This is a genomic window from Ruegeria sp. SCP11, from assembly GCF_040329455.1.
GTDB classification, from domain to species: Bacteria; Pseudomonadota; Alphaproteobacteria; order Rhodobacterales; family Rhodobacteraceae; genus Ruegeria; species Ruegeria atlantica_E.
Genome location: NZ_JBDZYG010000019.1, coordinates 23,066 through 37,070 on the forward strand (window position 1 = coordinate 23,066; position 14,005 = coordinate 37,070).

Below are 14,005 nucleotides of genomic sequence, written 5' to 3' on the forward strand. Positions count from 1 at the left end.
CCTCATGTCGTCGCCGAGGGCAAAGAGCCAAGCTCGGTCAACAAGCGATCCGAAAGCTACGTTGTGTTGCAGGACAACGCGCTGTTCACCTTACAGTACCAAAAAGTCGACTGGTTGCGCGCATGTGAAGCTGAGCTAGCGGCCTTGGAGCACAAAGTTCTTTATACTGTTGGGATGGAAAGAGCCCCTGGTCACAAGATCCTCCAACGCGTGCGTACTTTGATGAACGAAAGGTTGGACAGTGCATAGCCCGGGCCTTAAACCAAGAGCTAGAGATGTAATCCAAATAAAGGCGTCGGGCGAAGCTTCGGTTCAGAATAGCTTCGCCCGGTCACTATCACTTGATGCGCTGACCGTTGGCCAGAATCTGTCCGTCTTCGGTGAACTCAATTTTCGAATTCAGCGTGTCGGGCTCTTCGCCGGGAACCGCCATCATGCCCATCATCATGCGCGCGCCTACGGCTTGGTTTTCCTGCACCAGACCCATGCTGATCAGCTTGTCGATTAGGGCATTGGCCCCGACCAGCTGAAGGTTCGCTACACCCGATGGCGTCGGCAGGCCATCGAGCTCTGAGGCATTTGAATTGTCGAAGGTGAAATCTCCGTCACCGGTGAGTTTTGCGCCCACGAGCGACACCAGAAGCTCATTGATCTTTAGCGAATGCAGCTCTCCTGGCGCTTCGCCCGATGTTTCCAGAGCTTCAACTGAGGCTGGGTCGAAGATGTTCGTCAGGACCTTGGCGGTGCCGGTGGTATCCAACGCGATCGTTGCAGGATCACGCGGAAGGGTGCCAGCGGGGTCGAAGATGCTCCAAAGAACGTCCGACATGGTGAAATCCGTCAGATTGATTGCGAAGCCAAAAGGCTGAACTTCTTCGGACTGGTGCACAGGAAATTCGAATTTCAGCCCGGCATTGGCCATCGCTATCTCAATCGGGAAGGGCAGGTCGGCCGTGGTCACCGCCATTTTGGCGCTGTTTTGCTCGACATCATAGGCCAGCCGCTGTTCGTCGATGCTGACGCCGAACCGTCCGCCTTCGGATTCGCTGCCCATCGAGAATGCCTGACCTTCGCTGGTGCCCGCGATCGAGGTTTGGCCTGAGGCATAGGTGAAGAGGCCCGAGAACGAGAAACCGCCCTTGAAGAAGGTCTGTGGATCGGAACCGTCAAAATCCTCGGGGATCACGCTGGTGCCTTCGAAGTTCAGTTGGTTCAGGGTTCCGTTTATCTTGCCGTCATCTGATCCTTCGGGATCGTTGAACGCCAGATCATAGGTTAGCCCGGCGGCGGTCATTTTCTGATCTAGTGCACGGGTCTCGCCAGTTTTCATCTGCGAACTGCCGGTCAGATCGGTCATCTTTAGATCCATGGCCACAATGTCATCGGGCACGGTCTCGTCATCGACCTGTAGCCCGCCCAGCTTCAGGCCAAGCGTGGGGGCGGAATAGTCATACGTCATGTCGTCGGGGTCGCCCGAAACAACCATTTCCAGTCCGGTGTGGTAGTACTCGATATCGACCGAGAACACCTCGCCCTCTTCCTCGCCGGATACGGTCATGGGGAAACTTTCGGGCAAGTCGATGCTGACCGTGCCATCGCCGGTTTCCGTCAGGGTCATCTGCGGCATGGTCATCTTGAACGACCCATCCGCGTCCGGCACGGTAGCGACGACAGTCATATTGGTGATTGTGGTCACATCGCCCGACGTGGATTGTTCGGCCGTTACCGTATAGCCCATCTGGGTCAGATAAGTCTGCCAGTCGTCCCAGACCTGTTGTGCGGTAACATCGGCGAGCGCGCCTTGTGTGACAATGGCATAGGCCAGAACTGCGCCGCTGCTGCGGCGAAGGAAAACGGACATCTGAGAACCCTTCTTGATCAATTTTGCCGGCATCGTCGTGTTTGCGGCGGCGGGCGTCAAGAGGCAAGGGCTGGACGCTTTCCCCATTGGCGCGGTACAGATTCACACAATCTCAAAACAACGGAGGTACAGGGTCCAAATGCAGGGGAAAACCGTACTGATAACAGGGGCCAGTCGCGGCATAGGGGCCGAGGCGGGGCGCGTATTTGCCGCAGCGGGGGCGAATGTTGCCCTGGTGGCGCGCAATCGCGATCAAATCGGGGCGCTTGCGGATGCGCTGGGCGACAATGCTATCGCGTTGCAGTGCGATGTCAGCGATTTCGCTCAAGTCGAACAGGCTGTCGCCGATTGCGTCGATCGGTTCGGTGGGTTGGACGTGCTGATCGGCAATGCAGGGGTAATTGATCCAATCTTTCATCTGTCCAACGCTGATGTCGCGGCTTGGAGCAGCGCAATTGACATCAATCTCAAGGGTGTCTTCTACGGGATGCGGGCCGCTCTGCCCGTTATGCGCGCCGCAGGTGGAGGCACGGTGATCACGATCTCCTCGGGCGCGGCCACGAACGCGATTGAGGCATGGAGTCATTATTGTGCATCCAAGGCAGGCGCCAAGATGCTGACCGAATGCCTGCATCTAGAGGAGTCCATACACGGCATCCGCGCCATGGGCCTGTCACCGGGAACTGTGGCCACGGATATGCAACGCGTCATCAAGGCCAGCGGCATAAATGCCGTCAGCCAGCTGGATTGGAGCGATCACATCCCCGCCGACTGGCCTGCACGGGCGCTGTTGTGGATGTGCTCGAAGGATGCAGATGAATTTCTGGGTTCTGAAATCTCGCTTCGGCGCGAGGACATTCGCAAAAGGGTTGGCCTGACGTGATTGAACTGACCAAAGCGGATGGGTTGTGGACGGTTACGCTCAACAACCCGCAAAAGGCCAACGCGCTGACCGGAGCGATGCTGGCGGAACTGGTCGATATTGCCGAGGCCGCGACCGAAGCCCGTGCTCTGATCCTGACCGGCGTGGGCAAAGTGTTCAGCGCCGGGGCCGATCTGGACGAGGCGCGTGCAGGGCTTGCAACCTCGGACCTGTGGGAGAGGTTGTCGGGTGCCATCGCCGCCTTGCCGTGCCTGACGATTGCGGCATTGAACGGGACGCTGGCTGGTGGAGCAAATGGCATGGTGCTGGCCTGCGATCTGCGCATCGCGGTGCCGCACGCCAAGATCTTTTACCCAGTGATGAAGCTGGGTTTTCTGCCGCAGCCTTCAGACCCTGTGCGCATGGCCGCCCTGATCGGATCAGCGCGCACCAAGATGATTTTGATGGCCGGGCAGAAGATTACCGCGAACGAGGCCTATCAATTCGGGCTGATCGACCGTGTTGTCGAGCCTGACCAACTGATGCCTGTCGCGCATGACCTAGTGGCAGACAGCCTGTCCGCCGACCCACGAATTGCCGCCGGAATTGCAAGGATGTGCCGATGAGATTGTCCGCTGTGCTGCTGCGTGTTGCCGATCCGGATCGCTTGGCCGGGTTCTACACGGAGGTTCTGGGCATGGAGACGCGCGCGCAGGGGCCGAACCAGCGCGCCGGGTATGCTGGACAGGATGCGGATCTGCTGCTGATGCCGGGCGGCGGCGGATACACGCACGATGGCGGGCAACGATACTGGAAAATCGGGATCACCGTGCCGGATGTCGATCTCGCGGCCGCGTATCTGCGTCAGAAAGGGGCTCAGGTTTCGAACCCGAAACAATTTCTCGACATCGGTTACATGTGCCATCTGAAAGACCCCGAAGGATTTGTGATTGAGCTTCTGCAGCATGATTTCGAAGGCAACCGCCCCGAGAATGCCGCTGATCCCTCCGACCCTTTTGCCAATGCCTGCATCGGCCAGATTACCCTGCGCACAGGGGATATTGCCGCCGAAGACGCGTTCTGCCGCGCACTGGGCATGCGGCTGCTTTCAGTTCAGGAAGTGGCCCAGTACGGATTCGATCTGCATTTCTATGCGTTCACCGATGAGGTCCCACCGAATGCGGACCTCTGGTCAGTTGAAAACCGTGAATGGCTGTGGAAACGCCCCTATACCACGCTGGAATTCCAGCATCTTGCCGGGGCGCAGTTTGCGCCCGCACCAGATTACCGGGGGTTGGAAGTTCAGGGCCTGACGGGTTCTCTCCGCGATGCTTTCGGTGATCCTGTGCGACCAGGTTGATCAGCGCTTGCGTCGTTTTCCCGGTACTTTTGATCGGAATCCGGGCGGGCGTTTGCGTACCCAGTTCAGGAATTTTTCCAGACGGGGGTGGGCGCGCAGAGCTTCGACCGTGTTGAACTCACGCGCCAACTCGCCCTCGGTCAGTGTGGCGTGGACTTCCTTGTGGCAAATCACATGCAGCAAAACCGTGGGTCCGCCCTTGCCCCCTTTGAGTTTTGGGATCAGATGGTGCAGGCTGCCGCCCCCATCCGGTATGGGGCGATCACAAAGCGGGCAGATCGGGTCACTGTTTGACATGGCATTCACCAATTTGCGCCGGATGGCGAAGAAGGCAAGAGGACGAAAATGGCGCAGGCAGTGGTAATCGGGGCTGGTCCCGCGGGCCTGATGGCGGCAGAGGAGTTGGCTGTCGCAGGTCATAGCGTGCTGGTGGCCGAGGCCAAGCCCTCGGTCGCGCGCAAATTCCTGATGGCTGGGAAATCAGGCCTGAATCTGACCAAGGACGAACCGTTCGAGACATTGATGCTCGCATATGGTGGGGCGTCGGACTGGCTGTGCCCGATAATCGCCGAATTTGATGCAACCAAGGTGCAAAGCTGGGCGCAGGGGTTGGGGCAGGAGATGTTTACCGGTTCGACCGGACGAGTGTTTCCCACCGCAATGAAAGCCTCGCCGCTGTTGCGGGCCTGGTTGGGTCGGCTGGAGGGGGCGGGTGTTCAGATCGAAACCCGTTGGCGCTGGATAGGGTGGGAAGGTCATACGCTGCTGTTTGACACGCTGGATGGCAGGCAGAGCCTCACCCCGGATGCCACAGTGCTTGCGCTGGGCGGGGCCAGTTGGGCCAGGCTGGGTTCAGACGGCCAATGGGCGCAAATCCTGCGGGACAAGGGTGCCGAGATTGCACCCTTTGCACCATCCAACTCGGCGCTGTCTGTCGATTGGAGCCCTCACATGCAGTCCCATTTTGGCGCGGCATTAAAATCAGTGCGCTGGACAGCCGGAGAGTTGCAAAGCCGCGGTGAGGCCACGATCTCGGCGAACGGGCTGGAAGGCGGGGGGCTGTATTCCCTGACACCGGCCTTGCGAGAAGGCGCATCACTATACGTTGATCTGGCGCCTGATTTGGACACAGCAACGCTGCAATCTCGGTTGGAGGCGAAGAAATCCAAGACCACCCTGTCACAATGGCTGAAAAAGTCGCTGCGCATGTCACCGCAGAAAGTGGCGCTGTTTCATGAGATGGTCAAAAGCAACGCGTTTCCACAAGCACAATGGTCGAGCGCCCTTAAAAACCTGCCGATCCTGCACGCTGGTTTGCGCCCGATGGACGAAGCCATTTCGACGGCAGGCGGTGTTAAGCGCCCTGCAATGAATGACGGGTTGATGCTGACCGAGCTGCCCGGCGTGTTCTGCGCCGGAGAGATGCTGGATTGGGAGGCTCCGACAGGGGGCTATCTTCTGACGGCCTGCTTGGCGACGGGGCGGTGGGCTGGACGCTCGGCGGCGAACTGGCTGAAAGCGGGTTAACGAGACCGCGCCAGCATCGCCAAACGGATCATCGCGCGTTCGACCAAAGCCATTGCAGGCGCTGTTTGACCCGCCGACCGAAGTGACAAGTCGGTGTCGGTGAGAACGGTCAATGCCGTCTGCAATTTCGGTGCGCCCCATCCCTGCGCCTGTCGTAAAATTCGATCGCGACGTTTGCCGTAGATCGGAGGGCGCAGCTTGCCGATCCCCTGAGCCGCCCCGCCGGGATCGGATGCGCAGGCGTAGAGGGTCCGGAAATGTCGTGTCGCGCCGATGCACAAGCTGACCGCGTTGGTGCCTTGTGACTGCAATCGACGGATCAGCGGACCGATCTCGCCAGCGCGGCCTTCGGCGACCACGTTCAGAACGTCATCCAGCGCGGCCTCGGTCGAGCGAGGGGCACAGGCTTCGATGTCTTCTATGGTCAACTCGGAGCTGTCTCCGCGCTTGTAAAGAGACAGCTTTTCAATTGTTTGTGCGAAGTCACCGGGACTGATTCCGGTGGCCAACTCAGTGATAGCCGACATCGAGTCGCGGGGGATGTTTTGTACTCCGGCCTCAGAAAGGATCCGCTCGATTTCACCGCGTGAAGGTGGATCGTCATAGATACCAACTGCGTACGTTGCTGGGTGAGCCTCGAATGCCTTCCGGATTTTCGAACTGGGTTTCAACTGCCCGGCAGTGACGATGATCTGGGCATCGCCGGGGGCCCAGTCCTCGAACGCCGCGAGGATCGCAGGGGCGGCAACGTCGGTGGTGTCTTCGACAAAAACGGCGCGCGGGCCGGGGAAGAACCCTACCGCTTTGACCGCATCCAGCAAGAGAGCGGGATCGCTGCGCAGATCTGCTCCGGGCATCCGGGTCAGCCGCATTTCCTCTTCGGCACTGGCACCCAGAAGCGCGGCCAGAACCTGCTGGCGTTTCAGCGCCACGCGCATCGCATCCGCGCCGTAGATCAGCAGCCCGGCCTTGTCGGCGTCTGGACGGGCGAAATACCCTTCAGCCTCGCGCGGGCTGAGCTTCATGTGCCAAGACCCGGCGCTGCATATAGCTGGTTCACGATCTGATCCGATAGAATCACCATCAACCGTTTCTTGGCGTCACGCTCGTCTGCCAGCGTCGAAACTGTCGATCCGGCCGCGGAATACCCGACAAAGTCCTCGACAGAGCCTGAGGCAATCACCTGCCCGGTTTCATTTGATCTGAGGGTGTAGGTCGCCTCACCATCAATGGAATAGCGATTGGTTTCGTTTGTCGTCGTGATCGCGGCAGCCCGTGTCACGGTGGCAACGCTCACGTCCAAATCGTAGGCGCTACCCGAGCTTGCGCTGCGGCCCAACCGTTGCTCGAGGTTCTGGACCAACTGGTAGCTATCGGTTGTGTTTGGGGCTGATACCTGGACCTGGCCGTTCAGTGCAGCGCCCGACCCTCCGGGTGCGTAGACAGGTTCAAAGCCGCAGGCGGCGAGCGCCAGCGGCATCATCAACAGGGTTCTGCGATCAAACAACGACATTTACGATTCGGCCCGGAACAACAATCACCTTCTTCGGCGCATTGCCATCCAGCGCCTTTTGCACAGCTTCGGTGCTGAGCGCGATTTTTTCAACCTCGTCCTTGGCCATATCCTTGGCCACGCTGATTTCCGCGCGGCGCTTGCCGTTAATCTGGATCGGTAGGGTAATCGTGTCATCGACCAACATTGCTTCGTCCGCGATGGGCCATGGTGCTGTTGCAACCATTCCTTCACCGCCCAAGAGCTGCCAGAGTTCCTCGGACAAATGCGGGGTCATGGGCGACATCAGTTGAGCCAGCGTTTTAGCCGCCTCGCGTTTGGCTGAGGTGCCTGCCTTGGATTTGGCCAGAGTGTTGGTGAAGGCATAAAGCTTGGCGATTGAGGCGTTAAAGCCAAAAGACTCCACACCACCGGTGACGTCGTGGATGGCCTTGTGCATCTCGCGCAGCAGCGTTTCGTCCTCGGCATTGGCCGGGATGTCCGATTCCGCGATCTCGGAAGCAATGCGATGCACACGGCTGAGGTGCTTGAATGCGGCCTCGGCCCCAGATGCGGTCCATTCCACGTCCCGCTCGGGCGGTGAATCGGACAGCACGAACCAACGCGCGGTATCTGCGCCAAAGGCCGAAATGATGCTGACCGGATCGACCACGTTCTTCTTGGATTTCGACATTTTGGCCGAGGGGATGATCTCAACCTCGGTGCCGTCCGTCAATTTGCCGTCGGTCACATCCTCGGGCAGGTGATAGATCGGTCGGCCTTTGGCATCGCGGGTCTGGTAGATTTCGTGCGTGACCATGCCTTGAGTGAACAGCGCATCGAAGGGCTCGATGGCCTTTTTCGGCAGATGCCCGGTAATCTGCATCGCCCGCGCAAAGAAGCGGGAATAGAGCAGGTGTAGAATCGCATGCTCAATGCCGCCGATATACTGGTCGACGTTCATCCAGTATTCGGCCTCGGCCAGATCGGTCGGCGTCTCGGCGCGCGGGGCGGTGAAGCGGGCGTAGTACCAGGACGAATCGACAAACGTGTCCATCGTATCGGTTTCGCGCTTGGCCGGCGCGCCGCAGGACGGGCAAGGAGTGTCTCGCCAATTGGGGTGGCGGTCCAGTGGGTTGCCGGGGATCGAGAAGTCGATGGGTTTGCCGTTGCCATCGTCATAGGGCAGTTCGATCGGCAGGTTCTCTTTCTTCTCGGACACCGTGCCGCATTTCTCACAATGCACCACGGGAATCGGACAGCCCCAGTAGCGTTGGCGGCTGAGACCCCAGTCACGCAGGCGGAATTTTGTAACTCCTTCACCCCAGCCCGCCTTTTCGGCGAAATCGACGGTGGTGTTGATGGCCTCGTCGCCTGTGGCCTCGGTCAGGCCCGCGAAATGATTCACCCAGCGGACTTTTTCGGTTTTCGGCGGGACAAATGCGATCTTGTCGACCGGTGTGTCATCATCCAGCGCAAAGAAGGTATCGACCACGGGCAGGCCGTATTTGCGGCAGAAGTCGAGGTCTCGCTGGTCATGCGCCGGGCAGGCAAAGATCGCGCCGGTGCCATAGTCCATGAGGATGAAGTTGGCGATCCAGACCGGCAGCTCCCAGTTCGGATCCAGCGGGTGCTTGACTCGGATGCCGGTGTCATAGCCCAGCTTCTCGGCGGTCTCGATGGCCTCTTCGGTGGTGCCGCCCTTGCGGCATTCGGCCACGAATTCAGCGACTTCGGGGTTTGTGGTCTCCAAAGCCTTGGCAATCGGGTGATCCGGCGAGATACCAACGAAAGAGGCGCCCAACAGCGTGTCGGGGCGAGTCGTATAGACGGTGATCGGCTCTCCGCCATCGGTGCGTTCAAAGCCGAATTGCAGACCACGAGACTTGCCGATCCAGTTCTCCTGCATCAAGCGGACCTTGGCGGGCCAGTTCTCCAGTGTGTCCAGCGCGTCCAGCAGTTCCTCGGAATAGTCCGAAATCTTGAAGAACCACTGCGTCAGTTCCCGCCGTTCCACCAGCGCACCCGAGCGCCAGCCGCGCCCGTTTTCCACCTGCTCGTTGGCCAGAACGGTCATATCGACCGGGTCCCAGTTCACCACGGCGTTCTTGCGGTAGACCAGCCCGGCTTCGAGCATATCCAGAAACAGAGCCTGCTGTTGGCCGTAGTATTCTGGGTCACAGGTGGCAAATTCACGCGACCAGTCGATCGACAGGCCCAAAGGCTTCATTTGGCCGCGCATGTCGGCAATGTTGCTATAGGTCCAGTCCTTGGGGTGACCGCCAATGGCCATCGCGGCGTTTTCCGCAGGCATCCCGAACGCATCCCAGCCCATCGGGTGAAGTACGTTATGCCCGGTTGCCAGCTTATGACGCGCGATCACGTCACCCATCGTATAGTTGCGCACGTGCCCCATATGGATTCGCCCCGACGGGTAGGGGAACATCTCAAGCACGTAGTATTTCGGCTTGTCCGCCGTACGTTTGGCGGTGAAGATTCCGGCCTTGTCCCAGGCCTCTTGCCATTTTGCTTCGATTTCGTTGGCCGAGTAGCGAGACATCGTGCGGTCCTTCGTGAATAAAAACGCCGGGCGTGAACCCGGCGTGGTAATATTGTGATTTTCGGCGAGTTGCTAGAGCTTGTTGTCCGCAATGCGCAACTGACGGGCGCGAGACAGGATTGCATCTTCGATCGCGCGAGTGGTGGCTGCGCTGACCGGAGCACCACCGCTTGTCTGCAGTGCAACCGACAAAGACCGCGCTGCCAGAGCCGGATCACTGATGTGAACTGTGGCACGATACTGTCGCCCTCCACCCGGAGGTGTGCCGTATCCCGTTACGATTACACCAGTAAATGGGTCAACTTCCTGGACCGGTAGGAAATTCAGAACATCCAAAGAAGCGGCCCACAGATAGCGATTCACACTTGTGACCTGTTCTGAGTTGGCGCCGCTAAACAGATCCCAGATGGTCGAGCGTTCCGGATCGTTGAACTCTTGTTCGTCAGAATTGCCGCCGGTAGCAAGAACATTCGGGTTCGGATCGGCACCCCGATTCTGTCCGCAGGCCGACACGGCAGCGGTCATTATGATCAAACCGAAAATCGTTTGCAGGCGCATTATCGACTGGTCCTGTTCACTTTGGTCTACGTTGTCAGGGATACTCCTAGACAAGGACCTGTTCAGCAACAACCCTCTTATTGTCACGTAAGGGTGGGCGTGGGGCTGGTAAGGCCACGAAAACAGACTGTGGCATCCTTGCACCAATTTTCGGTCAATGCAGTCAAATCATTTATGCCAAGCTTGCGTGTTGGGGGCAAAAAGAGCGAAACGGTTCCCGTGCTGAGACATGTGCTGAGGCATATGTCGAGTAGAAAAACTTTTTGAAACCGAGGGAAACAAGATGAAAAAAGTTCTCTTCGCAACGACGGCTCTGATCGCAACAGCAGGTGTTGCAGCGGCCGAGTCGGGCGTTAACTTCAGCGGTTACGGCCGTTTTGGTCTGGGCTACCTGGAAGACCGTGCTGACGCAACTGATACGACCACTATCACAGCGACCACTGTCGACGGCGGTACCACAGTAATCACCGATGCTAGTACCTTCGCTGACACCGACAGCACCATCCTGGTATCGCGCTTCCGTCTGAACATCGACGGTTTCACTGAAACTGACGGTGGCGTTCGCTTTGAAGGCCGTGTACGTCTGCAAGCCGACGAAGACAACGGCAACGGCGAAGCAAACAATGCTAAGCTGAACGGCGCGCGCTTCTCGGTTATCTACGGTGGTCTGCGTGTTGACGCCGGCAACGTTGCCGGTTCGTTCGACAACCTCGCAAACTACTACGGTAACGAAGTTGGTCTGGAACTGTTCGCAGGTCAGTACTCGGGCGTTGACTACAGCTTCCTGAGCTATGTTTCGGGCGACAACCCGGGTTCGAACGCTGTGTTCTTCCAGTACGCAGTTGGCGACTTTGCGTTTGGCGCTTCGTATGACCAGCGCACCTTCTTCGAAGGCGGCGGCACCGGTAACACCACCGACGCAGACCGTTGGGACATCAGCGCAACCTACACCTTCAACAACGTCACCGCAGCTCTGGCCTATGGTCAAACCGACGCGGGTGACCTGGGCGACGACCCAAGCCTGTTGGTTCTGACCCTGGGTGCTGAATTCGGCGACTTCTCGGGTACCCTGTTTGTTGCTGACGAAGACGACACCGCTCCTGAGCGGATCGGTAACCGCTTCTACGAAACCGACGGCACCGCTTGGGGTCTGTCGGCTGCCTACAACCTGGGCGCCGCAACCACCCTGCTGTTCGCCTACGGTGACGGTTCGGCTGACGCTGACACCCAGCAGTTCGCTATTGGTGCCATCTACGACCTGGGCGGCGGTGCATCGCTGCGCGGTGGTATCGGCCAGAACGACTGCAGCGTTTGCGACTCGCAAATCCAAGCTGACTTCGGTGCGCAGTTCAACTTCTAAGTTGATCTGAAACCGCAAGGTTTAAGGGCAGGTCCTCGGACCTGCCCTTTTCTTTTGTGCCGACTTGGTGTTTCTCTGCGGTCAAAGCAGATTGAGGAACCCTATGTCGCTGCAAGATATCACTGCCCGCATCACCAAAGCTGAAACCGCTGCTGGGCAGCCTGCTGGGTCAGTTAAACTGATCGCCGTTTCCAAGGTGCAGCCGAATGAACGCGTTCAGGCCGTTCTGGAGCAGGGCCATCGGTGTTTCGGTGAAAACCGGGTTCAGGAAGCTGCCGGGAAATGGCCAATCTTTATGGAGCAGTTCTCAGATATCGATCTTCATTTGATCGGCCCGCTGCAAACGAACAAGGCCAGACAGGCGATCGAGTTGTTCAGCACAATCCATTCGGTCGACCGGCCTAAACTGGCTAAAACACTGGCGCGGCTGGCGCAGGACATGGGCACATGTCCGGACCTGTTCATTCAGGTCAATACCGGGGAAGAAGAACAGAAGGCTGGTATCCTGCCCGCAGAGGCCGATGCCTTCATCGCAGAGTGCCGGGGTCTGGACCTGCCGGTTCAGGGCCTGATGTGCATCCCGCCGGTTGAAGAAGAGCCCTCACTGCATTTCGCTCTGCTGGCGAAGATTGCAGAGCGCAACGGTCTGGTTGGTCTCTCTATGGGGATGAGTGGGGACTTTGAGCAAGCCATCGCCTTGGGGGCCACCCACGTGCGCGTGGGTTCCGCCATATTTGGTGCGCGCGTTAAGCCTGAGGAATAATAAGACGCGTGCCCAAGGAGACCTTTTCCGCGATCCATCGCAGGTGATCGCGGCGGAAGGCGATGCAACCCTCGGTCGGATAGCCGGGGCGCCGCCACTGATGGATGAAAATCGCCGACCCGTGACCTGGTACCGAGTTGGGCCAGTTCCAGTCGGTGATCAGCACCAGATCATATAAGGGATCGGCACGGCGCAGTTTTTCATGGCTGAAACTGTAAGGCGCGCTGACGAGGGTGTTGTAGCGGCTGTCCTGGTCATCATCTGACCATAGATCGCGAGGGCCGATGGGAATCGCCCATTCGGCAGGTTTTGTAATTCGGTCCGGCCGATACAGCATCCCGACGATGTGATGCGTGCCTGTCGGTGTGGCCCCATCTCCTTCGCGTTTGGTGTTGCTCAGTCCGCCTTTACCGATAGAACAGGGAAAGACCCGCCCGGCAAACCGCACTCCGCGCGGGGTCAGCACTAGATCATCAGGCGTCACAGCAGATGCCCTGATTTAGCCGCCTTGGTTGCCAGATACCCCTGGTTATGAGCAGTTTCGCCAACTTTCAAAGGGACGCGCTCGGTGACGGCGATTCCGGTATTCTCCATCATCGCGATTTTCGCAGGGTTGTTGGTGAGCAACCGAACCGAGCTGAAACCCAGAGATTTCAGAATGTCCGAGCCAAGCCGGAAATCGCGCTCGTCATCCTCGAATCCCAGCCGGTGATTGGCCTCGACCGTGTCAAAGCCCTGATCCTGCAGAAAATAGGCCCGCATCTTGTTGGCCAGTCCGATTCCGCGCCCCTCTTGATTCAGGTACAGCAGAATTCCGGCCCCTTCCGAGCCCATCTGCGCCAGCGCGCCGCGCAATTGGGGGCCGCAGTCGCATTTCAGACTGCCCATTAGGTCACCTGTGAAACAGGCCGAGTGCAGGCGCGCCAAGACTGGCTTTTCCCGATCAGGACGACCGATTTCGACGGCGTAATGCTCTTCGCCACCGTCCTCGGGTCGGAACACATGGAGTCGTCCGGCTTCGGACACTTCCATTGGCAAACGGGCCGCAACAACTTCGTGCAGTTCACTGCGATCAGCCAGATGCGGGGCCGCGCGGGTGTGATCGATGCATGTCAGGCCATGTGTCACTGCAAAATCGCGACCGTCCTCAATGGGCACAACAACCGCTGCAGGCAGCAGGCGTGCTGACTTGGTCAGGGCAATGGCAATACGGTGCAGGTTGGCGTTGCCCTGACGTTCAGTCATCAGGGGGCCTTTCATCGGTGCGTTCAGGTCGTCCGATGGATCTGCCACCGCCTGAACCCACGCGATATCCACATCCGCAGGGATAATTACCCGCGCCAGATCACCATCATAGGCTCGCGCCTTCAGCGTCTCAGCCCGACGTCCGGTGATGGTGACGACCGGCTCACCGCCTAGCCCACGCAAATCTGCAAGACGTTGCGCGCTAAGCGTTTCTGTCGCGACGGCCAGGACGCTGAAACCGCTGTCATCGGTCAGGGCTACCGGGACCCCCATGCGCAAATCCGCACGGGCCCGAGCAAGCAATTCTGATACATCCGGGACGAGACTCATCTGTACTAACCTGTAACGATTTGGCCCTTCTCCTAGCCTGATCAGACGGAAATGTGAAACATTTCCTCCGCCTCAGACACGAGGGCG

14 protein-coding genes are annotated in these 14,005 nt (G+C 58.8%); 6 read left to right on the forward strand and 8 right to left on the reverse strand.

The features are described 5' to 3' along the window. Positions 1-337: 337 nt before the first annotated feature. Entirely contained in the window at positions 338-1,861 is a 1,524-nt protein-coding gene (locus tag ABLN94_RS21905; protein WP_352996434.1) for a DUF2125 domain-containing protein, read from the reverse strand. A 139-nt stretch (positions 1,862-2,000) separates the two neighbouring features. On the opposite strand from ABLN94_RS21905, the gene ABLN94_RS21910 reads away from it, so the two are divergent. From ABLN94_RS21910 to ABLN94_RS21920, 3 genes are read left to right on the forward strand one after another with little or no spacing between them, the layout of a single operon-like run. Continuing rightward, positions 2,001-2,744, forward strand: coding sequence for an SDR family oxidoreductase (locus ABLN94_RS21910; protein WP_170495038.1), 744 nt, complete (start codon positions 2,001-2,003; stop codon positions 2,742-2,744). Further along, complete coding sequence (locus ABLN94_RS21915) at positions 2,741-3,349, forward strand: enoyl-CoA hydratase/isomerase family protein (RefSeq protein ID WP_352996436.1); 609 nt, start codon at positions 2,741-2,743, stop codon at positions 3,347-3,349. The genes ABLN94_RS21910 and ABLN94_RS21915 overlap by 4 nt, the downstream gene beginning before the upstream one ends. Next, a complete protein-coding gene (locus ABLN94_RS21920; protein ID WP_352996438.1) occupies positions 3,346-4,083 on the forward strand; it encodes a VOC family protein in 738 nt (245 codons plus the stop codon). Before ABLN94_RS21915 ends, ABLN94_RS21920 begins: the two co-directional genes overlap by 4 nt. Here ABLN94_RS21920 and ABLN94_RS21925 read toward each other — a convergent pair whose 3' ends face one another. Then, the gene (locus ABLN94_RS21925) at positions 4,084-4,380 is read right to left on the reverse strand and encodes an HNH endonuclease (RefSeq protein WP_352996440.1); all 297 of its coding nucleotides are present in this window, start codon (positions 4,378-4,380) and stop codon (positions 4,084-4,086) included. It abuts the gene before it with no gap. 48 nt (positions 4,381-4,428) lie between these two features. Between ABLN94_RS21925 and ABLN94_RS21930 the strand changes: the two genes are divergently transcribed. After that, positions 4,429-5,610 (forward strand): TIGR03862 family flavoprotein, encoded by a 1,182-nt coding sequence (locus tag ABLN94_RS21930; RefSeq protein WP_352996442.1) that lies wholly within the window; start codon positions 4,429-4,431, stop codon positions 5,608-5,610. On the opposite strand, the gene holA is transcribed toward ABLN94_RS21930, so the two are convergent. The 4 genes from holA to ABLN94_RS21950 form a co-directional block, all read right to left on the reverse strand. Then, a complete protein-coding gene (gene holA, locus ABLN94_RS21935; RefSeq protein WP_352996444.1) occupies positions 5,607-6,635 on the reverse strand; it encodes a DNA polymerase III subunit delta in 1,029 nt (342 codons plus the stop codon). The genes ABLN94_RS21930 and holA overlap by 4 nt on opposite strands. Further along, positions 6,632-7,123: an LPS assembly lipoprotein LptE gene (gene lptE, locus ABLN94_RS21940; RefSeq protein WP_170494939.1), complete on the reverse strand. Its 492-nt coding sequence runs from the start codon at positions 7,121-7,123 to the stop codon at positions 6,632-6,634. The genes holA and lptE overlap by 4 nt, the downstream gene beginning before the upstream one ends. Beyond that, the gene (gene leuS / locus ABLN94_RS21945) at positions 7,110-9,662 is read right to left on the reverse strand and encodes a leucine--tRNA ligase (protein ID WP_352996447.1); all 2,553 of its coding nucleotides are present in this window, start codon (positions 9,660-9,662) and stop codon (positions 7,110-7,112) included. Before leuS ends, lptE begins: the two co-directional genes overlap by 14 nt. A gap of 72 nt (positions 9,663-9,734) precedes the next feature. Beyond that, on the reverse strand, positions 9,735-10,220 hold the full coding sequence (locus ABLN94_RS21950) for a DUF3576 domain-containing protein (RefSeq protein ID WP_352996449.1): 486 nt from the start codon (positions 10,218-10,220) through the stop codon (positions 9,735-9,737). 283 nt (positions 10,221-10,503) lie between these two features. Here ABLN94_RS21950 and ABLN94_RS21955 point away from each other — a divergent pair, with 283 nt between their 5' ends. Further along, entirely contained in the window at positions 10,504-11,580 is a 1,077-nt protein-coding gene (locus ABLN94_RS21955) for a porin (protein WP_352996451.1), read from the forward strand. A gap of 103 nt (positions 11,581-11,683) precedes the next feature. Continuing rightward, on the forward strand, positions 11,684-12,343 hold the full coding sequence (locus tag ABLN94_RS21960; protein WP_352996453.1) for a YggS family pyridoxal phosphate-dependent enzyme: 660 nt from the start codon (positions 11,684-11,686) through the stop codon (positions 12,341-12,343). On the opposite strand, the gene ABLN94_RS21965 is transcribed toward ABLN94_RS21960, so the two are convergent. Further along, positions 12,327-12,827, reverse strand: a complete 501-nt coding sequence (locus tag ABLN94_RS21965; RefSeq protein ID WP_352996455.1) for a L,D-transpeptidase family protein — start codon at positions 12,825-12,827, stop codon at positions 12,327-12,329. The two genes, ABLN94_RS21960 and ABLN94_RS21965, sit on opposite strands and share 17 nt — an antisense overlap. Further along, entirely contained in the window at positions 12,824-13,918 is a 1,095-nt protein-coding gene (ribA, locus tag ABLN94_RS21970) for a GTP cyclohydrolase II (protein ID WP_352996457.1), read from the reverse strand. The genes ABLN94_RS21965 and ribA overlap by 4 nt, the downstream gene beginning before the upstream one ends. Between the last annotated feature and the right edge of the window lie 87 nt (positions 13,919-14,005).